Genomic DNA, 24620 nt, shown 5'->3' with positions numbered 1-24620 from the left:
GCTGGCTGCCTAATAAAAATTTTTATTCAGTTTACAAGTAATTAATATTCAATTCCAGCTTTTTGGGTACACACCAAAACCGCTTTCTTTTATCGTCAGTTAAACGCTGTCACGATTTTAAAAGCGCTTTTAGCTTAATTAGCAAAGTTATAAATCGTTTCACCTTTTTTGGCGTAGTTGTATTTGGAGCGGATCAGCTGCTGCAGATATTCTGAATCATTAAGCTCTTTAATGTGAGCATTTAATTCCTTTTGCTTGTTCTTCTGCTTGGTAAGCTGTGTCTGCGTCTGCTGGATCTGCGTGTTGACTTGACCGAGCTGGCGCTGATTATGCCAGAGCTGAAAGCCCAGAATCAAAACAAGTACGCCAATAATTGCCGAAATCATCACAAAGCGGCGTTTGCGGACATGCCGGACGTATGCTAGATCAGCCGCCAGTTGAGCCGTTTTCTGCTGCACGTATGGCGTGTCAAGATTATATACGTTGCGACCTTTCATTAAAAATTCCTCACCTTGTAATTATTGTCCAAAGTATAACAGTATTTTTAACCGTCTGTCCAACCCAATCGCTAATTCCTTGATAAATCATTGATTAGTCAGATCTGCTGACGATTTGCCCTAATCATCAAAGGGATTGCTGAAGTCTTCGGCAAATTTTTCATCAATAATGGTGTACATCTGATCAGTCTCGCTTTTCTTGGTTGTCTCAATGATCTGATCGATACGAACCGTCTCAGTCTTATTGCCAAACTGAATCGTCAGTTCGTCTCCAGCCTTAACGCTGCTGGATGACTTTGCCGGCTTACCATTGATCAGAATCCGGCCTTGATCGGCAATTTTTTTGGCAACGGTACGTCGCTTAATGATTCGCGAAACCTTTAAAAATTTGTCTAATCGCATTTATTCATCACTTTCCTTATCTTGCTTTTGATCCTGTGCGGAGGCGGCATTGTCATTTGAATCATTCTTCGATTCAATTGCCGCATTGATAGCCTGCTTAATGCCGCTAACCAAGACGATCAACTGTTCAAGCCAGTCTTTTTGCGTCATCTTTGGCTGAATAACCAGCCTGATCGTCAAGCATCCATCATCAGTCTGCCCCATCGTTGCCTTAAAACGAGTTTTGGCAAGCGCCTTGATGATCGCTGGCGGCTTGATGACCTGACTGCCAGCCTTGGTAAACGTCAGGTTAAGATTATCACGCTGCCGCTTGATGGATGCCAGCATTGCCGCATCGGCATTCATCTTCAGTTTACCGACCAGCAGCAGATTCTCAACCGGCTTGCCATAATCGCCAAATCGATCGAGCAAATCGCCTTGCAGATCAAGCAGTTCTTGATCGGACTTGGCTTGGCGAATCTGTTTATACAGTGCAATCTTTTGCCTAGAGTCGCTGACATATTCATCCGGCAGATAGGCTTCCACATTAATGTCAATTTCGGCATTTGAGACCGGCTTTTTGACCTGACCACGTTTTTTGGCAACGGCTTCGCTCAGCATTTCTGAATACAGATCATAGCCGACTGAATCGATAAAGCCGTGCTGCTGCTTGCCTAAAAGATTACCCGCACCGCGAATTGCCAGGTCGCGCATTGCAATCTTAAAGCCGCTGCCCAGCTCGGTAAAGTCACGAATTGCAGCCAGCCGCTTTTCACCCAGTTCCGTCAGTACCTTGTTTGGCTGATACATAAAATAGGCATAAGCAACACGATTGCTGCGACCAATGCGTCCCCGAATCTGATAAAGCTGCGAAAGCCCCATTCGATCGGCATCCTCGACAAAAAGCGTGTTGACGTTGGCAATATCAACGCCGGTTTCAATAATTGAGGTAGTTACCAAAACATCATACTCACCGCGAATAAAGTCATACAGCACGCCTTCCAATTGTGATTCGGTCATCTGACCATGAATATAGCCGATTCGCGCCTCAGGAACCAATTCCTGCAGTTCGAACACGACTCGCTCGATATCATTGACACGATTATGCAGATAATAGATCTGTCCGCCACGCTGCAGCTCACGCAGAATTCCATCACGAATCGCGGCTTGATTTTGCTCCATTACATAGGTTTGAATTGGGTAGCGATCGGCAGGCGGTGTTTCAATCACCGATAGATCACGCACGCCCATCATTGACATATGCAGCGTTCGCGGAATCGGCGTGGCCGTCAGCGTTAACACGTCAATGTTGTGCTTGAGCTGTTTGAGTCGTTCTTTGTGCTTGACGCCAAAGCGTTGCTCTTCATCAATGACTAAAAGCCCTAAATCATTGAACTGGACGTCTTTGCTGAGCAGTCGGTGCGTACCGACTACTACGTCGATCTTGCCATTTTTAAGCCCTGCTTCAGTTTCTTTGAGCTGTTTGGGCGTTCTAAAACGCGACATCATGGCGATCTCAATGGGAAATCCCTCAAAACGACTCTTCATGGTGTCATAGTGCTGTTGAGCCAGAATCGTTGTTGGTACCAAAAAGGCCACCTGCTTACCGCCTAAAACCGCCTTAAAGACCGCTCGCAAGGCTACTTCCGTTTTACCATAGCCAACGTCGCCAACCAGGAGCCGATCCATGGGCCGTTCGCTTTCCATGTCTTTTTTGATCTCTTTGATGCTGCGCAGCTGATCGGGCGTTTCCTGATATGGGAACTCGGCCTCAAACTTTTCTTGCAGATAGTCATCTTTAGGAAAGGCATAGCCCGTTTCCGTTTCCCGCGCCGCATAAAGATCAACCAGCTCATCGGCAATGTCTTCGACTCTGGCAGCCACGCGCGCCTTGGTTTTAGCCCATTCGGTACCGCCCAATCGATTGATGTGGGGCACCTTGCCTTCACTGGCAACATATTTTTGTACCAGATCCAGCTGCGTAACTGGGACAAAGATCTGCGCATGGTTGCGATAGTTGACCACCATGTAGTCTTGATTGGCCCCATCAACCGTCATCGTCTTGATTCCAGAAAAGATCCCAATCCCGTGGTTGACGTGTACGACGTAATCGCCCGGCTTAAGGTCGGTATAGCTCTTGAGCCGTTCCGCGTTAGCCAGTTTCTGCGGTCGGATTTTGCGCTGCTTGACCTGGGCAAACATCTCATTTTCGGTAATCACGACCAGATTGGCTTGCGGATATTCAAAGCCATTTGCCAAAGTCATTGCCGTCAATTGAGTCTGATGCTCAAGCAGTGAGTCTGGCTGGGTCTCAACTGCTTGAACGCCAAACTCGGCCATGGTCTTGGCCATCTGCTGGCGCCGCTCTTGACTCTGTGCCAATAGGACAATCGTTTCGCCTTGAGCTTGCCAGCGCTGCAGTTCGCTTTTCAAAAGCGCCATCTGACCAAAGAAACGCTGCATGGGGCGCGTCTTTAAATCAGTCAGCGCGGCAAACCGTTTGGCACCCATCCCTTTTTTAAACAGTGCCAGATACGTCTGGACGTGAGCATCGGCAGTTACCAGCTGCTCTGGATCATGCCCCAGCAACCCGGCCTGTCCCCGTTCATGATGCTGCATTTTTTCGTCCAGCCAGCTTAGTTCGTCTTTTTCCAGACGCTGGCCCGTTTCTTTAATGCGTGGCCAATCATCCAGATACAGACTGCCAGCTGGCGGCAGATAGTCTAAAAGCGAGGCCGCCTCAGGATAGACCAGGTCAGCATATTCCAACATTTCAACTGGCAGCTCATGTTTTTTTAGCGCCGAGATCAGTTCGGCAAAATGACTATTGAGCACCTGTCTTTGTTCCTGATCGGTAACCAATGCCTGCAGATCAGCCTGCTCTTTGGTCATTTTCTGCGCAACCCGTTCGAACTCCGTAATTGGCAGGATAAAGTCGGTTGCTGGCAGAACCGTGACTTCAGCAAGATTTTTTTGACTGCGCTGAGATTCTGGATCAAAAGTACGCAGCGAATCAATTTCAGTATCAAAAAGATCGATTCGAATCGGCAGCTCAGTATTTAAGGCATAGACATCAATAATCGACCCTCGTATAGCAAAGTCGCCGGGCCTTAATACCATCTGCTGGTACTGATAGCCCATTGCCCCCAGCTTGGCGCGCATCTCAGTTGGATCCAGTTCCATCCCTGGCTTTAGATGCAAGGCGGCCTTTTTAAACTCAGTTGGCTTGATCAGCTTGCGACGCAGTCCAGCCGTTGAGGCAATCACAATCGCCGGATCATGCTTTTGCAGTGCGTTTAAGGCTAGCACTCGCTGCAAACGGTAATTGGGCGAGCTGGTTGCAACCTCAGCGGCCAGGACCTCTTCGACTGGAAATTGGTAAATCTCGGTTTCTGGCAACAGATTTTCCAGATCGGCTGCCAGCTCTTGCATATGATAGAGACTGTCAACCACGATCAGCTGTGGGTGATTCAGCTTTTCATGCAATGCCGCCAGCAAAAGCGTCGTGGCAGAACCGGAAACTCCGGTAATCAATTGATTTTTATGATCGGAAATCGTGGCCAGGATCGTTTCAAAATTGCTGGTCGATTCCATAAATTCCGTCAGACGCAAATTATTCACCCCTTTTGCTTTAGTTATATTGATTCATCAATTGGTCAAACGTCTCACCATGAACCCAGTCGATCAGAGCATGCTCAGCGGTGGCAACAGCCTGGTCAAAATCGGGCCGCTCTTGTGCCGTAAAGCGTCCCAACACGTGACTGACCACTGTTCCATTTTGGGGATGATCAATGCCCAGCTTGACGCGATTGAAGTTCTTGGTTCCCAGATACTGAATGATGCTCTTTAAACCATTGTGACCACCCGAGGCCCCATGCGTCTTTAACCGGACACGGCCAACTGGCATATCTAAGTCATCAGCCACGATCACCAAGTCAGCCAGATCAATTTGATAGTAATCCATCAATGGTTTGACGGCTCGGCCCGAATCATTCATAAACGTCGTTGGCTTGACCAGCATGACCTTTTCACCATCAATCATGCCTGTAGCCGCAACGGCTTCGTACTTGGTATGGGTAAATGCTCCCAAATGATAGTCGCGCGCGATCTGCTCAACAACCATAAAGCCAGTGTTGTGCCGCGTCTCATCATAACGAGAACCAATGTTACCCAATCCTACAATCATCTTCATTAAAATCACCTTTCTTTACACGCAAAAAGGCCGCACGGAGCCGTACCCCGTCCAGCATCAGTGCAATCATTATACCGCAAGTGACGATCAATCAAAAAGCAAATGCCCACCTGATTTTTGCTGATTAGACCATTGCTACTTGTGCTATCATGTTGATAGATTAATTCGCATAATGTAATCAAACTGGAGGCACAATCATGATTTTCAACTCACTGATCAAGACCAAGGATCAACTGACTACCCTGCCTGAAGATGCCACCTTGGCTGAGGCGCTGACCGTTTTGGAAAATACCGGTTTTCGCTGTGTACCTGTTTTGGATAAGACTGGCACGATTTTTCGAGGCAACATCTATAAGATGCATATCTATCGGCATAAATCACGCCACGGCGACATGGATCTGCCCGTTACCAGCCTTTTAAAGAACTCAACCAAGTTCATCTCAATCAAGGCCGCTTTCTTCAACGTCTTCTTTACCATTCGCGACTTGCCATACATTGCGGTTTTAGATGAGGACAACCATTTTTACGGTATCTTGACGCACAGCCGCGTTTTACGCATGCTGGCTGAAGCCTGGAACATCAATGCCGGCAGCTATGTTCTGACGGTAACGGTACCTGATGAACGAGGCGCCTTGGTAACGGCAGCCAAAGAGATCACGCGCTTTACCGACATTGCCAACGTCATCTCGTTAAACCTTGATCCAACTCAGACTCACAACAAGCAGATCCTGTTTACGTTGCCGGCCAGTGCCGACCAGGCTTTGGTTGATAAAGTCGTTAAACGGCTGAATCGCAAAGGCTTTGAGGTCCCAGAAATTGAAGACCTGCATCCAAATTACTAATTGAAAAATTGATTTTTCCATATACAAAAAGATCCAGCCAAATATGACTGGATCTTTTTGTTTACGATAGATTCAAACTGATATGCAGTGCATGATCAACGTTTTTCATAGTCCGATCGTCAAACCGCGTTAAATGCTTTTTTAAGCGCTGCTTGTCGATCGTACGCAACTGTTCGAGTAAAATAATCGAATCATGGGCGATTCCCGATTCGGATGCTTTGATTTTAACGTGCGTCGGCAAGGTATTCTTGGTTAGTTGGGCCGTAATGGCGGCTACGATCGTCGTCGGACTGTAGCGGTTACCGACATCGTTTTGAATAATCAGAACTGGCCGTACGCCACCTTGTTCCGAGCCGATTACCGGTGATAGATCAGCTAGAAAAACATCACCGCGTTGAATCCGTATCTTTCCCATTCATCATCGCCTGCCTAGTCTTGATAACGCCGCAATAAACGTGGTGTAATACTGGTCAAGATTTCATAGTTGATCGTGTGCGCGTAGTCAGCCAGATCAGTTGCAAAAAGCGTCTTGTCTTTAGAAGTTCCCATCAAGACAACCTCGGTACCAACCGACATGGACTCAGGCAGTCGAATCATCATCTGATCCATGCAGATGCGACCCAAAATATCACATTCTTGACCATCCACTAACACCTTAAAGCCTTGCATCCGCCGTAGATAACCATCTGCATAGCCAATTGGCAAGGTAGCTACCCATTCGTCATTTTGAGCCGTATAGGTTGCGCCATAGCTGACCGACTCACCAGCCTTGAGATGCTTGACAAAGGTTGTTTTGGCAATGATTGAGGCAACCGGCCGCAAATCCAATGAATCCGGCAGTTCATGACCAGATGGATTGCAGCCGTACATTGAAATCCCCATTCGTACCGTATTGGCAGCAATCGTTTCCCGATGCCACATGCCAACAGCGGAATTAGCCATATGAACGTAAGGCGGTTTTTGATCAACAGTATCCAAAAACTCTTGCCAGCGCTGCAGCTGACGTTTGAAGTAGGTATCGTCAGCCACATCAGCCGTTGCAAAGTGCGTAAACATCCCTTCAAAGACAAATACCGGCTGTCTAACCAGATCCAGGGCTTCCTTAAACTCTTTTACGCTTTGAAACCCAATGCGGCCCATACCAGTATCAAGTGCCAGATGGACCTTTAATGGTGGCAGCGACTCATGCTTGGCCAACTCGGCATACTCCTTTAGCCAAGAAGTGCTGCCAACCGTCAGTGAGATGTCGTTTAGAGCCGCAATCGGTGCATAATGAACCGGTGTCAATCCCAAAACCAGCATCAGCCGATCAATTCCGGCATTTCTTAATTCCAGTCCTTCATCCAGCATGGCTACGCAAAAACCATCCACGCCGGCTTCTTTAGCGGCATTGGCAACCGGAACAGCACCATGTCCATAGGCATCGGCCTTGACGACCGCCAAGATTCGACTGTTGACTGGCAGAGCTGCCTGCTGCTGTTTGATGTTGTGCTTCAATGCCTTTAGGTCAACTACCATTGCGGCATCACGCAATTGTGCGCTAATCATTTCTCTGATCGCTTGTCCTTTCCAAAATGATTTCAGTCATTACCAGATCGGCGGTATGACTGACCGATGCCCACACCTGACCTTCAAATGGTGATTTAACCACGATCGGACGACCATTTTGGTTATTGATGATCGCAATATCTTGAAAGCCAACCTCGCGACCGATCCCGGTTCCCCAAGCCTTGGCAAAAGCCTCTTTTAGCGACCAGCGACCGGCGATATATTCGTATCGGCGCCGACCGCCCAGCGTCGCTAATTGCTCCAGTTCAGGCGGCGTTAGAATCCGCTTAACGAAGCTGGGCGTTTTATCAACGGCACGCTTAACGCGGGCAATTTCCGTTAAATCAATTCCAAATCCTTGAATCATTGGCTACTGTTCCTGACCGCCACGCCGCCGAATGTTAAACCCACGTCGATTCTTGTTGTTTGAGTCCTCGCGATAGCTGCGCCGACTCTTGCTTTGGCCGCTGCGCTTGCCGCCACGATAATTGCGGTGTGATGAGCTGCCATGACCATGACGGTAGCTGCCGGTACGATAGCCACTGTTTTGGCGACGTTTGCGCCGTGGCAATGGTCGTTCTGGCGTAATCTTAACTGGTACCTGACTAGCCGCCTCTTTGGTCATATCGTTAAGCAAAGCTGCTGCCAAGTCAAGCGCATCATGCGTTTCCAGCAATTTTTGGGCAGCTTCGGCATAGCGCTGCGTAGATGGCTGGGCAATCAATTCATCAATTTCGCTGACGGCACTGGCCAGCTGACCCTTAAAGGCCTCTTCTTCCGTAGGTGGCTTTAAGGGCAGCATCCGGACTTTAGTCAATTTTTCGATCTCATGCAGGTAATCCATCTCATTTGGCGTAACAAACGTTAGTGAGACGCCATGATGCCCGGCACGACCCGTTCGACCAATCCGGTGTACGTAGCTGTCGGGATCGGATGGAATATCGTAGTTGTAGACATGGGTAACGCCTGAAATGTCAAGTCCCCGCGCCGCAACGTCGGTAGCCACCAAAATATCCAGCTTGCCTTCTTTAAACCGCTTCATGATCTTGGTCCGTCGATCCTGCGTCAAGTCGCCATGGATACCGGCCGCGTTGTAGCCACGGGCCGTCAAGCCTTTAGACAGTTCGTCGACACGCCGCTTGGTCCGACCAAACACGATCGTCAGGTCCGGATCCTGCACATCGATTAATCTGGTCATGATATCAAATTTTTCGTAGTCGCGTGCCCGCACGTAATATTGATCCACCAGGTCAGTCGTCAGCTCTTGAGCCTGAATGCGTACAGTTTTAGGATCCTTCATAAACTGCATGCCGATCCGCTTGATTTCTGGCGGCATCGTAGCACTGAACAGCAATGTCTGCCGCGTTGCCGGCGTTTCGTTAATAATGGCCTCAATATCTTCCAAAAAGCCCATGTTCAGCATTTCATCGGCCTCATCCAAGACCAGCGTATGAATCTGACTGAGATCAACCGTGTGGCGTCGAATGTGATCACGCAGCCGGCCCGGCGTACCAACCAAAATCTCTGGCTGGTGCTTTAAGCTCTTGATCTGACGACGAATGTCAGCACCACCGTAGACAACCTGAACCTTCGCCCGCTTGTCCTTACCAAGTCGATACAGCTCTTCTTGCGTCTGAATTGCCAGCTCACGTGTTGGTGAGATAATCAGTGCCTGAATAGCCGGATTCTGGGTATCGATGTGTTCAAGGATCGGTAGCCCAAATGCGGCCGTCTTACCGGTACCGGTCTGAGCTTGACCAATCACGTCATCGCCATTTAAAACCATCGGAATCGTCTGTTCTTGAATGGGCGTAGCTTCTTCATAGCCGCTGCGCTTGATGGCTTTAAGCAGGCTGTTTGACAACCCTAATTCTCCAAATTTCACTTAAATATATTCTCCTTAATTTTCAATCATGATCGTTCATGACTATGATTACTTTTCATTGGCACTGGCCAATTCTGCCAGAACCTTTTCTAAATGAATGCCATGACTGGCCTTCATCAAAACGGCATCGTCAGCTGTCAGTACTGCTTTGAGATCGCTTGTCAGCTGCTCAAGCTGATCAGCATCATAGCTATGGATATCTGCTTGTGGATAACCGTCTTTAATCAGCTGATCTTTTAGATTGTTCATTTCCTTGCCAACCAGGTAAACGGCATCAATCTGATCATGCGAAATTGCCTCAGCCAAGCTGGCATGCAATTTGGCCGAAGCATCGCCTAATTCAAGCATGTCGCCCAATACGGCAATATGCCGGCCATTGGTCTTGACCGTGGCCAGCGTCTTGATAACCTGCTTAACGGCCGTTGGATTGGAATTATAGACATCGCTTAAGATCGCCTCGCCAGCATCGCCTTGAATCCATTCAGCACGGTTGGCCGTTAATTCAACGCCAGCCAAGGCCTGCTGCATGTTTTCCGGCTTGACGTGCAGCAGCTTGCCAACCGTGATGGCTGCCAAGGCGTTGTTGACGTTGTATTCACCACCCATTGGCAGATCAAAACTCAATCCTGGCCATTCATTGACCTGGAACGTAACATGGCTAGGCGCAGTCGTAACACTGGTAGCATACAGATCATTACCCAATTCACGACCAAACGTCTTGGTGTACTGCTTGATCTTGGCGGCCCGTTCTTTAAGCAGCGGCTCATCACCGTTGTAGACCAGCGTACCGTCTTCTTTGAGGCCGTGTACAATCTCCATTTTGGCATCGGCAATCTTGTCGCGCGTACCAAAGAATTCAATATGCGCTTCACCAATCATCGTGATGACTGCAATGTCAGGCGTAGTCAACTTGCTCAAAAAATCCAATTGTCCTGGACGATCCATTCCCATTTCAACCACAACGGCTTCTGTATTGGGATTCATATTGAGCAGCGTAACCGGTACACCAATCTCGTTATTGAAGTTGGCATAGGTTTTGGTTACATTCATTTGGCTTGCCAGGACTGCAGCCGTCATATCCTTGGTGGTCGTCTTACCATTGCTGCCCGTTACGGCAACCACGAACGGATTGATCTTGTGCAGGTAGTATTGGCTCAGTTCCTGTAAGGCCTGCAGCGGATCATCAACCACCAGCAGTGGCCGATCCATTGCCGGCAGATCATGGTCGCTGGCCCAAAGCGATGCTACCGCGCCATTTGCAAATGCATTGGCGACGTATTGATGTCCGTCTTGTTCACCCATCAATGGAACAAACAGTGCCCCGTCTTCTAAGGCACGACTGTCAAAAGCCACGCTGGTCGCTTCCAGATCCTGCCATTTTGCAATATCATTTTGCACCCGAATTGCCTTGGCAATCTCGGCTAAACTCATCTTCATGAAAATTTCCTCTTTTGTTTATTTTTGAACTTTCGTACCGACTAGTCTAACTGATTAATTATATCACCCTTATGATCACAAAACGAGGGTTATAAATTTATCAATTGCATAGTTCTTAATTTTTAAGCATCAAAAAAGGCTCATGGCTATCAATCGGTATCCATAAACCCTTGTTTTAAAATATGCTACATTTCTTCCAGTCGGGTGATCCGATCCTCCAGTGGCGGATGCGTATCAAAAAGATGATCCAGCCAGCGATGACGCTTGGCGTTTTCTTCTGGATCGGTAATATAAAGCGAGGCGCTGCTTGGATCTGCCTGCTGCATTGGTTCGGCATGTTCCAGCTTACGCAAGGCACTGATCATCCCTTGTGGATTGCGCGTTAATTCTACCGAACCGGCATCAGCCAGATACTCGCGATTTCTCGACAAGGCCATCTGGGCAATGGCAGCTGCCAAAGGAGCCAGGATAATCAAAAGCACTGAGGCAACCATACCAAAAATGTTGACCCCACGATCTTCGTCATCATCGTGGCGGCCACCGCCCAGCCACCAAAAATTGCTGACCAGATTGACCAAAAACGAGATGGCTGCCGAAAGTGCCAATGCAATCGTCTGCAAGCGAATATCGTAGTTGCGGACGTGCGTTATCTCATGGCCCATCACGCCTTCCAGCTCTTCTCGATTCATCATCTGCATCAAGCCGGTCGTGGCAGCGACTGCCGAATGCTCAGGATCGTTGCCAGTTGCAAATGCATTGGGGCTGGGATCATCAATGATAAAAACCCGCGGCATTGGTACCTGTGCAACCATTGCCATATCTTCAACGACGTGCCAGAGTTCTGGCGACTCCGCTGCCGAATGAATCTCATGGGCATGATTCATGTTCATCACGACATCCGTTGACTGGCCGATCATCACCGAAGTATAGATCAAAGCAATCACTAATGCCATGATGATACCCACAACTGCCGAACCAGCCAGCCAATAGCCGACTGCGGCACCAACCAGGGCTACCAGCAGACAAAAGCCGAAGACCACGTAGACCGTCCGCCGCTTATTCATATTAATTTGTTGATAAAGCATGCGTGTCCCTCAGCTCGATTTTAAAACTCAACTTTTGGCGTTTCCTTAGCCTCAGCTGGCACCTGCAGGTATTCAAACTTGGTAAAGTGATGAATCTTACCGACCAGATTGGATGGGAAAGCCTGCAGTTTTTCGTTAAAGCGCCGTACGCAGCTGTTATAGAGCTGACGTGAGTAGGCGATCTTGTTTTCCGTATTGGTCAGTTCTTCCATCAGTTTTTGATACTCCGCACTGGCCTTTAAGTCTGGATAGGCTTCGCTAACGGCAAACAGTGTCTTTAAGGTGCCACTCAGCTGATTAGAAATTTCCATGGTCTTTTGCGGATCATCTTCCATATTCATACCAGCCAGCTGATTTCTCAACGCGGTAACCTTTTCCAGCGTACCAGCTTCATATTTGCTGTACCCCTTAACCGTATTAACCAGATTTGGAATCAGGTCGTTTCGACGCTGCAGCTGAACGTCAATCTGACTGGCCGATTCCTCAACCTGATTGCGCGTAGTGACAAAGCCGTTGTACATGCTGACATACCATACAATCAGCAGAATCACGACTACTGCAACGATAATTGCTGCCATCATAAACTACTACTCCTCCTTAAGAGATTGATTTTCTTAATGATAACAGTTAATGATAAGTGAATAAAATGATTTTGCTGTTTTGCATAAAAACTTAAACTTTTATAGAATAATTTGTAAAAGTATTGATAAGGAGTTTTTTATGAAAGTCTTATTCGTCTGTCTGGGCAACATCTGCCGCTCACCAATGGCAGAGGCGATGTTTAAACAGATGATTGCCCAAAATCATCTTGCTGACCAGGTTCAAGTCGACTCCGCTGCAACCAGCTATGAAGAAGAAGGTAATGGTCCCCATCCTGGTGCCTTAAAAATCATGCACAAGTACCATCTGCCAACTGAAGGCCTAATCTCAAGGCCAATCAGCCAAGCCGACTTTGATACGGCCGACTTGATCATCGGTATGGACGATATGAATATCCGCCATTTAAAAACCATTGCACCTAAAAAAGACCGTGATAAAATCTACGAGGCCTTTGACATAGTACCAGGCAAAAAGGGCACGTCAATTCCCGATCCCTGGTATACGCATCGTTTCCAGGACACCTACGACAGTTTGGCCGAAGCTTTGCCATATTGGCTGGACGTCGTTAAAGAACAGCTGCAGACCAAATAAAAAAGGATCGGCGCATTTTGCGTCTGATCCTTTTTTGGTTAATCGCGCCCAGTCGTGTATTTACTGCTGAGGGCTTTTTGGGCTTTTTTAGGTGCCTGGGAGAACTTCTCGCTGCGCACTAATTTACCGCGAATCATCAAGCGGCCCTTCCCAGTATCATCACATGTAATCAAGGTAACGATGGCCTTTTTGGTATCGTTGACGACTTGAACATCAGTGGCCTTAATAAACTTGCGCTGATAGATCCGATATTCATAAACGCGATCCATATCAGTCAGATAGATCATCTGACCTTTTTTAGCATGGTAGTAAAGCGGCGAGAACAAGATTTTACTGCCATTGGCCATATTATGTCCAGCCAGCGCATAATTGCCCTTGCCCATCTGCATGTCCTCGCGCATGGTTCCAGCCGCCAGCGCTAACGTGGTATTGTCAACCCCTTTGGCTATTGGGAGTACCATATCAATGTCAGGAATGGCAATCTCACCAATCACGTTGATGGCTTGTTTTTTGGCACGGGCCTCGGCAACGCTTTGCAGACTGAGGTCTTGAACACTGTCAAAATCATAGCTGGCCTTTTTCTTTTGATTTTTGACTACTGCCTTGCGCGTTACCGCAGGACGATAGCTATCAACTAATGCTGACTTAATCTGCTGGTTGAAGATCAAGACCAGGCCAATGATAAAGAGAATTGCCGCGGCACTCCAGCGCAGCCAGTTTAACTTGCGATGCATGTTTTGCTTCCTCAACTTTTATAATGATAAAACAAAAGCCCCACCGCGGAAAATCCAGCAGTGAGACTTTTGGCCAAGATGCGGCTTACTTGAGGCCGTACTTCTTGTTGAACTTGTCCACGGCACCATCGGCTTGCGTGAACTTTTGCTTGCCCGTGTAGAATGGGTGAGAATCAGAGGTAACTTCAACCCGGATCAGTGGGTATTCGTTGCCGTCTTCCCATTTAACGGTTTCCTTAGAAGTAGCAGTAGAACCGGAGATAAACTTGTAGCCGGTTGCTGAGTCTTCAAAAACTACCAAGTGGTAATCTGGATGAATTCCTTGTTTCATAAATTTTACGCTCCTTTTGCCATGAATCATTGCCTGAAACATAGATAATCAACCTTCACAGATTAACATATCTTTGTCCAACTTGCAACTACTCTGTCATTTTCTATTCTTCTTCAATTCTAACGTCGGCATTTAAACGGTTGAGTTTCCAGACAACTCGGTCATAACCGCGCAAAATATGGTCGGCATCATGAATAACCGTTTGACCATCTGCCATCAAGCCAGCAATCATCAAGGAAGCTCCGGCCCGAATCTCACCAGCCTTGACATCGGCACCGTGCAGTTTTTCCGTATGACGAACGGCGATCTGGCCATCTTGGGTCTCAATATTCATTCCCATCTTTTGCAGTTCAGGGACGTGCTTGACTCGTTTTGGATAGATCGTATCAACAATCGTGCTTTCTCCGTCAGCCTTGGAAAGCAGCGGCGTCAATGGCTGTTGCAGGTCGGTAGCAAAACCTGGGTAAGGCATCGTCTTGACGCTGATCGGCTTGAGGTGGTCGGTTTTGGGAACATAGATCTTATCGCTGTCGATCTGCAGGTCAACCCCCATGTCAATCAGCTTGCTGGTATAAGCCTCCAAGTGTTCTGGAATCACGTTGTTCAACATGATTCCATCACCCATTGCAGCAGCCAATGACAGGTAGGTCCCGGTCTCGATCCGGTCGGCAATGATCGTATGCGTGTTCATTGATTGCAGCGTATCAACGCCGGTAATGCGAATCGTATCAGTCCCAACACCACGAATCTTAGCCCCCATGTTGTTCAAGAAGGTTGCCAAGTCAACGATTTCGGGTTCACGAGCCGCGTTTTCGATAATCGTGGTTCCCTGAGCCCGTACGGCGGCCAAGACCGCGTTGATCGTAGCACCAACTGAAACCATATCCATAAAAATCCGCGTTCCATGCAGTCCGTTTGGCGCGTCCATCTTTACGGTGCCGCCCGATTCGCTGACGTTGGCGCCTAAAGCCTTGAAAGCCTTCAAGTGCTGGTCGATTGGCCGAGGACCAATGTTGTCGCCACCTGGGAAAGTTACCGTTGCTCGATGAAAGCGGCCAAGCAGGGCTCCCATGAAATAATAGGAAGCCCGCAGACTCTTGATCGCCTTGCTGGGCAGTTCAGCTTCCATGATTTGAGTGGGGTCAATATTTAAGACGCCATGCTTGAACGATGATTTGACGTTCATTGACTCCAAAATAATCATCAGATTGTGAACATCCAAGATATCCGGCACGGTATCAAACTGAACAGGCGTATCGGCCAGAATAGCCGCCGGAATCAAAGCCACGGTACTGTTCTTGGCTCCGCCGATGGTTACTTCGCCCGAAAGTCGGTTTCCTCCTTGAATGATCATTTTTTTCATGATTGTCTTTTCCTCGCTTACAAAATTGATAATTGTTTTCTAAGTTGAATCTTTCTTTATTTTTAAAACAGTCAGCTTTAATGATAATTAATAAACCGCTAAATTACAACCTTTTCAAACAATCTTCATAACTTACGCCTTGCCAGTCTAAAAAGCGACGTGACCATCTCTGATCGCGTCGTTTTTTATGATACAGACTAATTATTTTTGATTTTCGGCAGCCGCCTTAACGAAGGCAGCAAACAGACCTTCTGGACGGTTTGGCCGTGACAGGAATTCTGGGTGGTACTGAGCTGCAACGAAGAATTTGTTCTTTGGCAGTTCTACGACTTCAACCAGATTACGATCTGGATTGACACCAGAAATAACCAAACCGGCTTGTTCCATAGCTTCACGATATTCATTGTTGAATTCGTAACGGTGACGGTGACGCTCATGGATCATCGTCTTGTTGCCATAAGCAGCCGCAGCCTTGGTCCCAGCCTTGAGCTTGCATGGGTATGAACCCAGTCGCTGCGTACCACCCATATTTTCAACGTCTTCTTGATCCGGCATCAGATCAATGATGTTGTGTTCAGTGTTTGGATTGAACTCGGTTGAGTTGGCATCCTTGTAGCCCAGTACGTCACGAGCAAATTCGATGCAGGCCGTCTGCATCCCCAGGCAGATCCCCAGGTATGGTACGTCATTTTCACGTGCGTACTTGATTGCGGCAATCATTCCTTCGACCCCACGAGAGCCAAAGCCGCCGGGAACCAAGATTCCATCATACTTGCCCAGCTTTTCAGCCACGTTTTCATCGTTGATGTCTTCAGAGTTGAAGTGGTCAATCTTAACCTTGGCGTTGACTGGGTAGCCGGCATGGCGCAGCGCTTCGTTGACTGAGATGTAGGCGTCTTGCAGATCCGTGTACTTACCAACCATCGCAATCGTTACCGTGTTGGTCAGACCATTTTCAATGTGGTGAATCATATTGGTCCAGTCACGCATGTCAGCTTCTGGAACGTCAAGACCAAAGTGGTCGACTACCAGTTGGTCCATTCCCTGCTTTTGCAGCTTCAGTGGAATTTCATACAAAACCTTGACGTCGCGCGATTCGATAACGGCATTTTCATCAACGTCACAGAACATGGCAATCTTTTTGCGCATGCTGTCGGTAATCGGTGCTTCCGTCCGTACGACCAAGATGTTAGGCTGAATTCCCAGACCCCGCAGCTCACGAACGCTGTGCTGCGTTGGCTTGGTCTTCATTTCGCCAGCGGCATGCAGGTATGGGATCAGCGTAGCGTGAATGTATAGCACGTTCTCGGCGCCGGCATCCTTTTTCATTTCCCGAATGGCTTCCATAAACGGTTGTGATTCGATATCCCCAACCGTACCACCAATTTCAGTAATCACGATCTCAGCATCCGTACTCTCGCCGGCCCGCTTGATTTTGTTTTTAATGGCATCGGTAATGTGTGGAATTACCTGAACCGTCCGACCAAGGTAGTCGCCACGCCGTTCCTTGTGCAGCACTTCTGAGTAAATCTTACCAGTCGTAACGTTGGAGTACTTGTTTAAGTTATTGTCAATGAACCGTTCGTAGTGTCCCAAGTCCAAGTCGGTTTCCGTACCATCATCGGTAACGAAAACCTCACCGTGCTGGTAAGGGCTCATCGTCCCAGGGTCCACGTTCAAGTATGGGTCAAACTTTTGAATGGCCACTTTCAGACCCCGGTTTTTCAGCAATCGGCCAAGAGATGCAGCAATGATCCCTTTGCCCAATGATGAAACAACCCCACCAGTTACGAAAATGTATTTAGTCATTATTTCTCTCCTTTTGGAACTGCGTCCGGTTCTCTAATACAAAAAGGCTCCCCATTTCATTGAAACAGGGAGCCCTTTAAAACGAAAAGTCCCAAGATAAACTTGGGAGCCCAAGTAAAATAATACAAAGACCAGACTGGTTAGTCAAGAGTGATGTATTATTTATTCTTCTTCGTCGTCATCATCTTCATCGTCGTCTTCGTCATCGAAGCCTTCTGATGAGAGCTGATCTTCCAGATTGGTATCCTCATCGTCGTCACCCAGAGGATTGTCTTCATCGTAATCTGGGTTATCGTAGTCTTCTTCTTCGCTGTCGCTGTCATTTTCGTCGTCAACGTCAGCCAGATCGTCATCTTCTGGATCATCGTTGTCGTAGTCGATCACGTCGTCGTCTTCATCAGCACCTGCCAAGAAGGCATTGACTTTGCGACGCTTCTTCTTTGGACGATCCTCTTCTTCTTCGTTTTCGCCAACCGTGGCTTCATCGATTGATTCATATGGGTACCATGCACGCAGGCCCCAAGTATTGTCACCAAGGGAAATAAAACTGCCATCGACGTTCAGGTCCGTGTAGAACTGTGGGAGCCGTTCCCGAATCTCCTCATCGCTCTTACCAAGATATTGCTGAACCTCGTTGGTCAAATCAGCGAACGCCATTGCTTCACCATGGTAGGCCAAAATAGCGTGCGCTACTTCGATCATGGACAGTTCTGACTTGTCTTGGCCATCGAAAACCTTTAAATCCAAATGGGTTAAATCCAAACTGGTGCACATCCCTTCAAAAAGTCTCAAAAAGTCTACTCTACATAATACGATATTACGCGCCAAATTGCAATTGAATCTGATAGTTGCCGATTAATTGATCCTGCATCAGCAGCTGATAGCAAATCTCAACGCGACCGGCAACGGCTGCCAGATTCAAGTCGGCATCCAAGCGATTGGTAACGACACGCAGGGCAATTCGCCCGTATTCTGTTTGATAATGTGTCAGATGCTCACTGCCATTAGCAAAGCAAAAATGTGTTTTCTGCGCGCCGCTGCGAATCAAGCGAATCTCGTCTTCTGCAATCCGAAACTGAACCGGTGTGGCCTGGCTGCCCTGATGCTCGACATAGCGCAGATAGTGCTGACCGTTTTCCAACGTTACGAATTGACCGTCTTCTTCAAAATGATAATGATCGCTTTTGCCATCCTGAGTCATTTTTGTATTTAAGCTGACCTTGACTGGTACAATGGATTTGATAGACTCGGCCCCCCTTGTTCGATTTTTTCAATTTGATTATACGCGGATTGTTTTTAATTTCTCAACCAATGCGGACTAAATAATATTTTTGTATAATTAGACCAACTGCTTTTTCTAAGAAAGGATTAGTCATGACATTTAAAGATGAACAGCTGCCGCGCGAAAAAGTCTTTCGTGACCCGATCCACGGCACGATTATCGTTGACAATCAAATCATTCTCGACTTGATTGATACGCCGGAATTTCAACGACTACGCAGAATCAAGCAGCTTGGCACCTCTTCGATGACCTTTCATGGCGCCGAGCATTCCCGCTTTGGTCATTGTCTGGGCGTCTATGAAATTACGCGGCGCATCTGCAATTTGTTTCAGCGCAACTATCCGCAGCAGTCACCAAATGATGGTCTCTGGAATGATCAAGAGCGACCCGTTGCCTTATGTGCAGCCTTGCTTCATGATCTGGGGCATGGACCATACTCACATACGTTTGAACATATTTTTCACACTGATCATGAGCAGATCACCCGACGCATCATCACCAGCGAATCAACCAGCATCAACCGGATTTTGCAGCGCGTTGGCAAGGATTTTCCCCAAAAGGTTGCCAGCGTGATCGATCATACCTATCAAAATCCGCAAGTAGTGCAGCTGATCTCCAGCCAAGTTGATGCCGATCGCATGGACTACCTGCAGCGCGACTCATATTATACGGGGACCAATTATGGCAAATTCGATCTGGATCGCGTCTTGCACATGATGCGGCCAGTCAAGGATGGCATTGCTTTTGAAATTAATGGCATGCACGCCGTCGAGGACTACATTCTCAGCCGGCTGCAAATGTATCTACAAGTTTACTTTCATCCAGTCTCACGCTCAATGGAGGTTATCTTGGATCACTTACTGATGCGGGCCAAGTGGCTTTATCAGCATCCCAGTCAGTATCAGCCGGACTTCACGCCTAAGCTCTTGATGCCGTTTTTCAATGGCCACTATGATTTAAACGACTACCTGACACTTGACGATGGCGTTTTGACTACTTATTTTATTCATTGGATGAGTTCCAGCGATCGCATTCTCAGCGATCTGGCCCAGCGTTTCATCAATCGGCGACCATTCAAATCCGCCGTCTATGATCAGCAGACTCGGTTCATGCTGCCTAAGCTGCGTGAATTGATTGCCACGGCTGGTTTTGATGTTGACTACTATACAGCTGTCGACTCCAGCTACAAGCTGCCCTATGACACCTATAACCCACAAGATTTTAAGCCCCAGACTCAAATTGAGCTCATCTATCCTAATGGTGAGCTGGTTGAGCTGTCACAGGTCAGCACGCTGGTAGCAAGCGTCTCAGGTCGTGAAGCTGGCGATCAGCGCTTCTTTTTCCCACGCGAGATGCTGACTGAACAAGACGACATCGAGATTTTTGAGCCGATCTACGAAGCATTTCAACACTGTATCAAAAACAACCAAGTCATTGCCGACTAAACTCAGGAGGTTTTTTTATGTCAATCAAACTTGTTGCCATTGATATTGATGGCACGCTGATCAACGACCATCGTCAAATCACCCCGGCAACCGTTGCCGCTATCAATGAGGCTACCAAACGCGACGTTCGGATCGTTTTGTGTACCGGTCGTCCGATGACTGGCGTCAAGGCCTACGTTGACCAACTGGGCCTGGCTGATTCTGCCAGCGAATACGTTATCTGTTATAACGGTGCCCTGGCCCAGGCTACTGATGGCACCGTTTTGGCTCACTACACGGTCGATTTTGACGACTATATTGACTTTGAGGCGTACTGCCGCAAGCAAAACGTCTCTTCTATCATTGAAACCAGCAACTACATCTACACGCCTAATCAGGATATCAATCCATACACGGTCTACGAGTCCAATCTGGTATCAATGCCGTTGCGCTACCGCAGCATGGATCAGCTAAATCACATGCGCGAATCGATTACGATCGGCAAAGCCATGATGACCGATGAAAAAGAAAAGATCGACGCTGCTTTGGCCAATATGCCAAAAGAACTAAGCAATCGTTTCCGCGTCGTTCGCAGCGAGGCTTTCTACCTGGAACTGATCAACAAGCAGACCAGCAAAGGCGTGGCCTTGGCTGCTTTGACTGATAAGCTGGGACTGAATGCCGACAACGTTATGGCAATTGGCAACGCGCAAAATGATGAGTCCATGATTGAATTTGCCGGAACCGGCGTTGCAATGGCCAACTCAATTGAACACACTTTGCAGATGGCTGATGTAGTTACCGAAAATGATAATAATCACGATGGGGTTGCCGAAGCTATTGAAAAATATGTCTTAAATGCCTAATAATCAACAAAAAAGCGTCGCAGATGGTGCGACGCTTTTTTGTATGGCCTAGCCCTGGGCCTTTTGATGGTGTTCTTTAATCAACTGTTGCTGCAGCTTAAACAGCTTTGGCGTCAGATATACCTGGTAAATATCTGGATTGATCAGCCGCTGGGTTGCTTTTGGCAGCTCAGCCAGCTGATGCTTCATTGAGGCTTGCAGCTTCATGACATTGGTTTCAATTGGCTGTGCATTTTGACCAACGACTTCTTGTTGCAATGGTTTGGCGATAAAGTTGCTCAATTCAATCTCATCATTGGTTGCCAATGGATCAGCATTGATTGCATAAAGCGTGGCTGGCAGCTCTTCATCGGCCAGTGCAATCACATCGGCAAAGGCAGCCTTGGGGACATCCTTTTTGTAGAGCCGATAGACCATCTTGTCGCCGGGCAGCGTTACCTTTTCACGACTGTTGCTGAGCTTGATCTTTGGCTGCCATTGACCATCTACCTTTAAGGCCGCCATTTTGTAGACTCCGCTCAAAACCGGTGAAGTCGAGCTGGTAATCAGCTTTTCACCAATCCCAAAATTATCCAGTGGTGCCCCTTCTTTGAGCAATGCTTGGATCACGGTTTCATCCAGCGCATTGGAGGCCGTGATCTTAGCATTTTCAAATCCGGCCTCATCCAGCATTTGCCGCGCCTTGGTTGCCAATTGAGTCAAATCACCGGAATCAATGCGAATGCCAACCGGTTCATGCCCGGCCTGCCGTAGTTCTTTAAAGACCTTAATTGCATTTGGCACCCCGCTCTTTAAGACGTCATAGGTATCAACCAACAGTGAGGCACTGTCGGGGTAAACCTGAGCCCATGCCCGAAAAGCCGTCAGTTCGTCAGGATAGCTTTCAATCCAGCTGTGTGCCATCGTCCCAGCAGCCACCAGGCCAAATTTCTTGGCTGCCAAACAGTTGGACGTGCTGGTACACCCACCGATGACAGCAGCCCGTGCACCAAAGACCGAGGCATCTGGTCCCTGTGCCCGCCGCGCGCCAAATTCCATCACCGCACGTCCCTCAGCCGCCGCACAGATACGGCGCGACTTGGTAGCAATCAGTGACTGATGGTTCAAGATGTTTAATACAAACGTTTCCAGTAATTGACACTGCAGCAATGGGCCCTTGACCGTCAGCATTGGCTCCCGTGGAAATACCGGCGTACCTTCCGGAATTGCCCGAACCGTGCAGGAAAACTCCAGATTGGCCAGGTAGTCTAAAAAGCCAGCCGAAAACAGATTTAATGATCGCAGGTAGCTGATGTCATCATCCGTAAAGTGAAAATTCTCCAAAGCCTCAACAACCTGGGCCAGCCCAGCCGCAATGACAAAGCTGCCATTATCGGGAACGTTGCGGTAAAAGACGTCAAAAACCGCTTCTTGGTCATGCGGCAGGGTCGCATAGTAGCCATTGGCCATCGAAAATTCATACAGATCCGTCAATAATTCTTCAGACATTGCCATTTTCTCTCTCCCTCAACTTATCTAACTTTGCTTAATCTTCAATTCGTGCGTTCAATACGTTTTTAAAATGCCGCATTGCCCAGTCTTGACCAGCTGGATCAAAAGTTGCTACGGCTTTTTCATGTACGACGATCTGGTAATTCAGATCATAGGCAGCAATCGCCGTATGCAGAACGCAGATATCCGTGCAGACTCCGGTCAAATGCAGCGTGTCGATTTTTCTTTCACGCAAGCGCAGATCCAAGGGCGTGCCACAAAATGATGAATAGTGCGTCTTGTCCATTAAAATGACATGCTCATCATCTTTATGCTCTTCATACCAATTGCCAAGCTGACCATAAAGCTTGCGACCCCAGGTTCCTCTAACGTTGTGCGGGGGATATAATTTGCTTTCCGGATGATACGGATCATTTGGCTGATGAACGTCGGTTGGCAGATAGACCCACTTGCCGGCCTTTAAAAATGAGTCGGCCAGTTCTGTAATGTGATCGTCTAGAGTCTGGGCGGGCTTGCCACAGGTTAGGGCACCATCATCAGCAACAAAGTCGTTGGTATAGTCAATAATCAGCAGTGCCTCGTTTACCATTTGTTTCACCTCTCAAATCACTGGATAAAAGTATAAATTACTTTAATAAGCGCAAAAAAAAGTAAAGTTGACTTTAATTGTTGTCAACTTTACTCCTTTCCAATGGATTTGGCAAGCTCGCCAATGCATATATCTTAGGAGGCCGACCGCTGCGCCTGCGCGTGGTAGCCGTCCCGACTTCTTTAAAAAGATGCTGATGCGTTTTGCGAAAATTGGAATTATCAATCTGGTCAGCTCGCAACTGCCAAAACGGCGCATAAACCTCACGGGCCTCTTTAAGCGTAAACGTTGGTCCTAACACCTGCAGAACCGTTGGCTGGTAGTCCAGCTTATTGCGAATCCGCTGAATGGCCGTCGTAACGATTTGATCATGATCAAACGCCAAGGCCTGTGAGGTATCAGAAAGATCAAACCGCTGCTTGCCATCACTTAATAAATAATGATGGCCGAAATTCTCAAAAGCAAACCATTCTGCAGCTACCGCACCATAACCAGGCTTTAGTTTGGGCATGGCCGGCAAAAAAGTCATGTAGGCCAATGCCAAGGCCCGCTCCCCCACTGAACGATGTGGAGCCGTAAATGTTGCCAACTGTTCAGTTGCCGTTGAACGTACCTCAAGACCAATCTTGTCTTTGATCAGGCGCAATGCAGCATCATCGGCACTTTCCGTACTGCGCAAAAGAGTTTCCGGCAAGGCCCAGGCATCTTGAAATGGGGCTTCCGATCGCTTGATCAAAAGCAGCTGCATTTCATGCGTCTGCCGATTAAAGCTCCAAATGATGTTGGTGATTGTAATCAACGGACGGGCAATAATTTCCTCGCTCATTCCATTTCTCACCTTCTTAGTTGGATATTAGCCGATTTTTTCCACCGCACCGGTTACGGCATTATATTGATAGATGCCAATCAAGTGGGCAACGGTATTGTCATCATTGTTTTGACGAACCTCAAAGGTGTACACGTCGCCATCCTTACCCTCTGGAATGATTCCATAACTGGATTGGTTAAAGCTCATCTTGGCTGCAAACGCATCAATCACGTCCATACCAGTCTGACTGGCCGCCTGTGAGTTAGCCGCTGAACTGGATGAACTGGCAGCCGACGAAGCGCTCGTGCTGTTCGAAGTACTCGTGCTGGTCTGACTGGCAGAGCTGGTTGAAGCCGACTGCTGAGCCTGCTTGACCTTGTTTTTCATGCTGATAAACGCAGAGCGCATTGGCTTGGAACTTGACGATACTGAAGCCAGATCACTGGCAGCCTCCTCATATTCCTGATCGTTATAGGCATCTTGAGCCGCTAAGTATTTTTGCAGATCCTTAATCATGCTGCGAGTCTGTGAATCGGGATTCTTAACTGCCAGCAGCGTTTTCAATGCTTCCTTGTACTGGCCGGACATGATCTGATTATTGGCAGTATCCCGCGCCTTGGAAGCAGCCGTCGTCTTGGTAGAAGATTGTGACGACGCAGAAGACGACTCGCTGGACTGAGTAGACGTACTGCCGCATCCAGCCAGGCCAAACATGACCATTACTGAAGCCATGCCCAGCATGAGTCGCTTCATCGAAGTTTTGATTTTCATATTTTTTGCTCCTTTATGTCTTGCCTCAACCATTATAACATGGACTGCTATTTTGCCTCAAAATCAAAAAGAGCCGCCCATCAGCGACTCTTGA

Annotated in this window: 25 protein-coding genes; 4 read left to right on the top strand and 21 right to left on the bottom strand. The window is 47.9% G+C overall.

Annotation, left to right across the window (positions count from 1 at the left end):
• Positions 1-134: 134 nt before the first annotated feature.
• The 4 genes from HF864_RS07175 to pth form a co-directional block, all read right to left on the bottom strand.
• Positions 135-497, bottom strand: a complete 363-nt coding sequence (locus HF864_RS07175; RefSeq protein WP_169462303.1) for a septum formation initiator family protein — start codon at positions 495-497, stop codon at positions 135-137.
• 120 nt (positions 498-617) lie between these two features.
• Positions 618-899, bottom strand: coding sequence for an RNA-binding S4 domain-containing protein (locus HF864_RS07170; RefSeq protein WP_169462302.1), 282 nt, complete (start codon positions 897-899; stop codon positions 618-620).
• Entirely contained in the window at positions 900-4472 is a 3573-nt protein-coding gene (mfd, locus tag HF864_RS07165; RefSeq protein ID WP_240936894.1) for a transcription-repair coupling factor, read from the bottom strand. It abuts the gene before it with no gap.
• Positions 4473-4509: 37 nt separating this feature from the next.
• Entirely contained in the window at positions 4510-5070 is a 561-nt protein-coding gene (pth, locus tag HF864_RS07160; protein WP_169462300.1) for an aminoacyl-tRNA hydrolase, read from the bottom strand.
• Between the two features lie 197 nt (positions 5071-5267).
• On the opposite strand from pth, the gene cbpA reads away from it, so the two are divergent.
• A complete protein-coding gene (gene cbpA / locus HF864_RS07155) occupies positions 5268-5912 on the top strand; it encodes a cyclic di-AMP binding protein CbpA (RefSeq protein ID WP_169462299.1) in 645 nt (214 codons plus the stop codon).
• A 61-nt stretch (positions 5913-5973) separates the two neighbouring features.
• On the opposite strand, the gene HF864_RS07150 is transcribed toward cbpA, so the two are convergent.
• The 7 genes from HF864_RS07150 to HF864_RS07120 form a co-directional block, all read right to left on the bottom strand.
• Positions 5974-6327 carry a type II toxin-antitoxin system PemK/MazF family toxin gene (locus HF864_RS07150; RefSeq protein WP_205882317.1) on the bottom strand — a complete coding sequence of 118 codons (354 nt, stop codon included), beginning with the start codon at positions 6325-6327 and terminating at the stop codon, positions 5974-5976.
• A 14-nt stretch (positions 6328-6341) separates the two neighbouring features.
• The gene (gene alr, locus HF864_RS07145; protein WP_169462298.1) at positions 6342-7460 is read right to left on the bottom strand and encodes an alanine racemase; all 1119 of its coding nucleotides are present in this window, start codon (positions 7458-7460) and stop codon (positions 6342-6344) included.
• Entirely contained in the window at positions 7453-7827 is a 375-nt protein-coding gene (gene acpS / locus HF864_RS07140) for a holo-ACP synthase (RefSeq protein WP_169462297.1), read from the bottom strand. Before acpS ends, alr begins: the two co-directional genes overlap by 8 nt.
• 3 nt (positions 7828-7830) lie before the next feature.
• Entirely contained in the window at positions 7831-9345 is a 1515-nt protein-coding gene (locus HF864_RS07135; RefSeq protein WP_169462296.1) for a DEAD/DEAH box helicase, read from the bottom strand.
• 48 nt (positions 9346-9393) lie between these two features.
• A complete protein-coding gene (gene murF, locus HF864_RS07130; RefSeq protein WP_169462295.1) occupies positions 9394-10782 on the bottom strand; it encodes a UDP-N-acetylmuramoyl-tripeptide--D-alanyl-D-alanine ligase in 1389 nt (462 codons plus the stop codon).
• A gap of 185 nt (positions 10783-10967) precedes the next feature.
• Complete coding sequence (gene htpX / locus HF864_RS07125) at positions 10968-11867, bottom strand: zinc metalloprotease HtpX (protein ID WP_169462294.1); 900 nt, start codon at positions 11865-11867, stop codon at positions 10968-10970.
• Between the two features lie 20 nt (positions 11868-11887).
• Positions 11888-12445: a LemA family protein gene (locus tag HF864_RS07120; RefSeq protein WP_169462308.1), complete on the bottom strand. Its 558-nt coding sequence runs from the start codon at positions 12443-12445 to the stop codon at positions 11888-11890.
• Between the two features lie 142 nt (positions 12446-12587).
• Here HF864_RS07120 and HF864_RS07115 point away from each other — a divergent pair, with 142 nt between their 5' ends.
• Entirely contained in the window at positions 12588-13058 is a 471-nt protein-coding gene (locus HF864_RS07115) for a low molecular weight protein-tyrosine-phosphatase (RefSeq protein ID WP_169462293.1), read from the top strand.
• A gap of 38 nt (positions 13059-13096) precedes the next feature.
• On the opposite strand, the gene HF864_RS07110 is transcribed toward HF864_RS07115, so the two are convergent.
• The 6 genes from HF864_RS07110 to HF864_RS07085 all read right to left on the bottom strand — a co-directional run bounded on the left by HF864_RS07110 (position 13097) and on the right by HF864_RS07085 (position 18529).
• Positions 13097-13792: a class A sortase gene (locus HF864_RS07110; protein ID WP_169462292.1), complete on the bottom strand. Its 696-nt coding sequence runs from the start codon at positions 13790-13792 to the stop codon at positions 13097-13099.
• Positions 13793-13877: 85 nt separating this feature from the next.
• Complete coding sequence (locus HF864_RS07105) at positions 13878-14123, bottom strand: type B 50S ribosomal protein L31 (RefSeq protein WP_169462291.1); 246 nt, start codon at positions 14121-14123, stop codon at positions 13878-13880.
• A gap of 103 nt (positions 14124-14226) precedes the next feature.
• Positions 14227-15486: a UDP-N-acetylglucosamine 1-carboxyvinyltransferase gene (locus HF864_RS07100; RefSeq protein ID WP_169462290.1), complete on the bottom strand. Its 1260-nt coding sequence runs from the start codon at positions 15484-15486 to the stop codon at positions 14227-14229.
• Between the two features lie 201 nt (positions 15487-15687).
• The gene (locus HF864_RS07095) at positions 15688-17295 is read right to left on the bottom strand and encodes a CTP synthase (RefSeq protein WP_169462289.1); all 1608 of its coding nucleotides are present in this window, start codon (positions 17293-17295) and stop codon (positions 15688-15690) included.
• 162 nt (positions 17296-17457) lie between these two features.
• The gene (rpoE, locus tag HF864_RS07090) at positions 17458-18042 is read right to left on the bottom strand and encodes a DNA-directed RNA polymerase subunit delta (protein ID WP_169462307.1); all 585 of its coding nucleotides are present in this window, start codon (positions 18040-18042) and stop codon (positions 17458-17460) included.
• A 70-nt stretch (positions 18043-18112) separates the two neighbouring features.
• On the bottom strand, positions 18113-18529 hold the full coding sequence (locus HF864_RS07085) for a DUF1934 domain-containing protein (protein WP_346774612.1): 417 nt from the start codon (positions 18527-18529) through the stop codon (positions 18113-18115).
• Between the two features lie 140 nt (positions 18530-18669).
• On the opposite strand from HF864_RS07085, the gene HF864_RS07080 reads away from it, so the two are divergent.
• Both HF864_RS07080 and yidA read left to right on the top strand, forming a co-directional pair.
• Positions 18670-20022: an HD domain-containing protein gene (locus HF864_RS07080; protein ID WP_169462288.1), complete on the top strand. Its 1353-nt coding sequence runs from the start codon at positions 18670-18672 to the stop codon at positions 20020-20022.
• A gap of 17 nt (positions 20023-20039) precedes the next feature.
• Positions 20040-20867, top strand: coding sequence for a sugar-phosphatase (gene yidA / locus HF864_RS07075; RefSeq protein ID WP_169462287.1), 828 nt, complete (start codon positions 20040-20042; stop codon positions 20865-20867).
• Positions 20868-20915: 48 nt separating this feature from the next.
• Here the strand turns inward: yidA and HF864_RS07070 are convergent, their stop codons facing one another.
• From HF864_RS07070 to HF864_RS07055, 4 genes are all read right to left on the bottom strand, one after another.
• On the bottom strand, positions 20916-22361 hold the full coding sequence (locus HF864_RS07070; protein ID WP_169462286.1) for a nicotinate phosphoribosyltransferase: 1446 nt from the start codon (positions 22359-22361) through the stop codon (positions 20916-20918).
• Between the two features lie 31 nt (positions 22362-22392).
• Positions 22393-22947 carry an isochorismatase family cysteine hydrolase gene (locus HF864_RS07065; RefSeq protein ID WP_169462285.1) on the bottom strand — a complete coding sequence of 185 codons (555 nt, stop codon included), beginning with the start codon at positions 22945-22947 and terminating at the stop codon, positions 22393-22395.
• Between the two features lie 73 nt (positions 22948-23020).
• Positions 23021-23773, bottom strand: a complete 753-nt coding sequence (locus HF864_RS07060) for an NUDIX domain-containing protein (RefSeq protein WP_169462284.1) — start codon at positions 23771-23773, stop codon at positions 23021-23023.
• A 27-nt stretch (positions 23774-23800) separates the two neighbouring features.
• Positions 23801-24526 carry a hypothetical protein gene (locus HF864_RS07055; protein ID WP_169462283.1) on the bottom strand — a complete coding sequence of 242 codons (726 nt, stop codon included), beginning with the start codon at positions 24524-24526 and terminating at the stop codon, positions 23801-23803.
• Positions 24527-24620 lie beyond the last annotated feature (94 nt).

Origin of the sequence: Lactobacillus sp. MRS-253-APC-2B (genome assembly GCF_012843675.1) — a bacterium.
GTDB classification, from domain to species: Bacteria; Bacillota; Bacilli; order Lactobacillales; family Lactobacillaceae; genus Limosilactobacillus; species Limosilactobacillus pulli.
The sequence above is the reverse complement of the archived record's forward strand: the minus strand, read 5'-3'. Positions and strand labels throughout refer to the sequence as shown.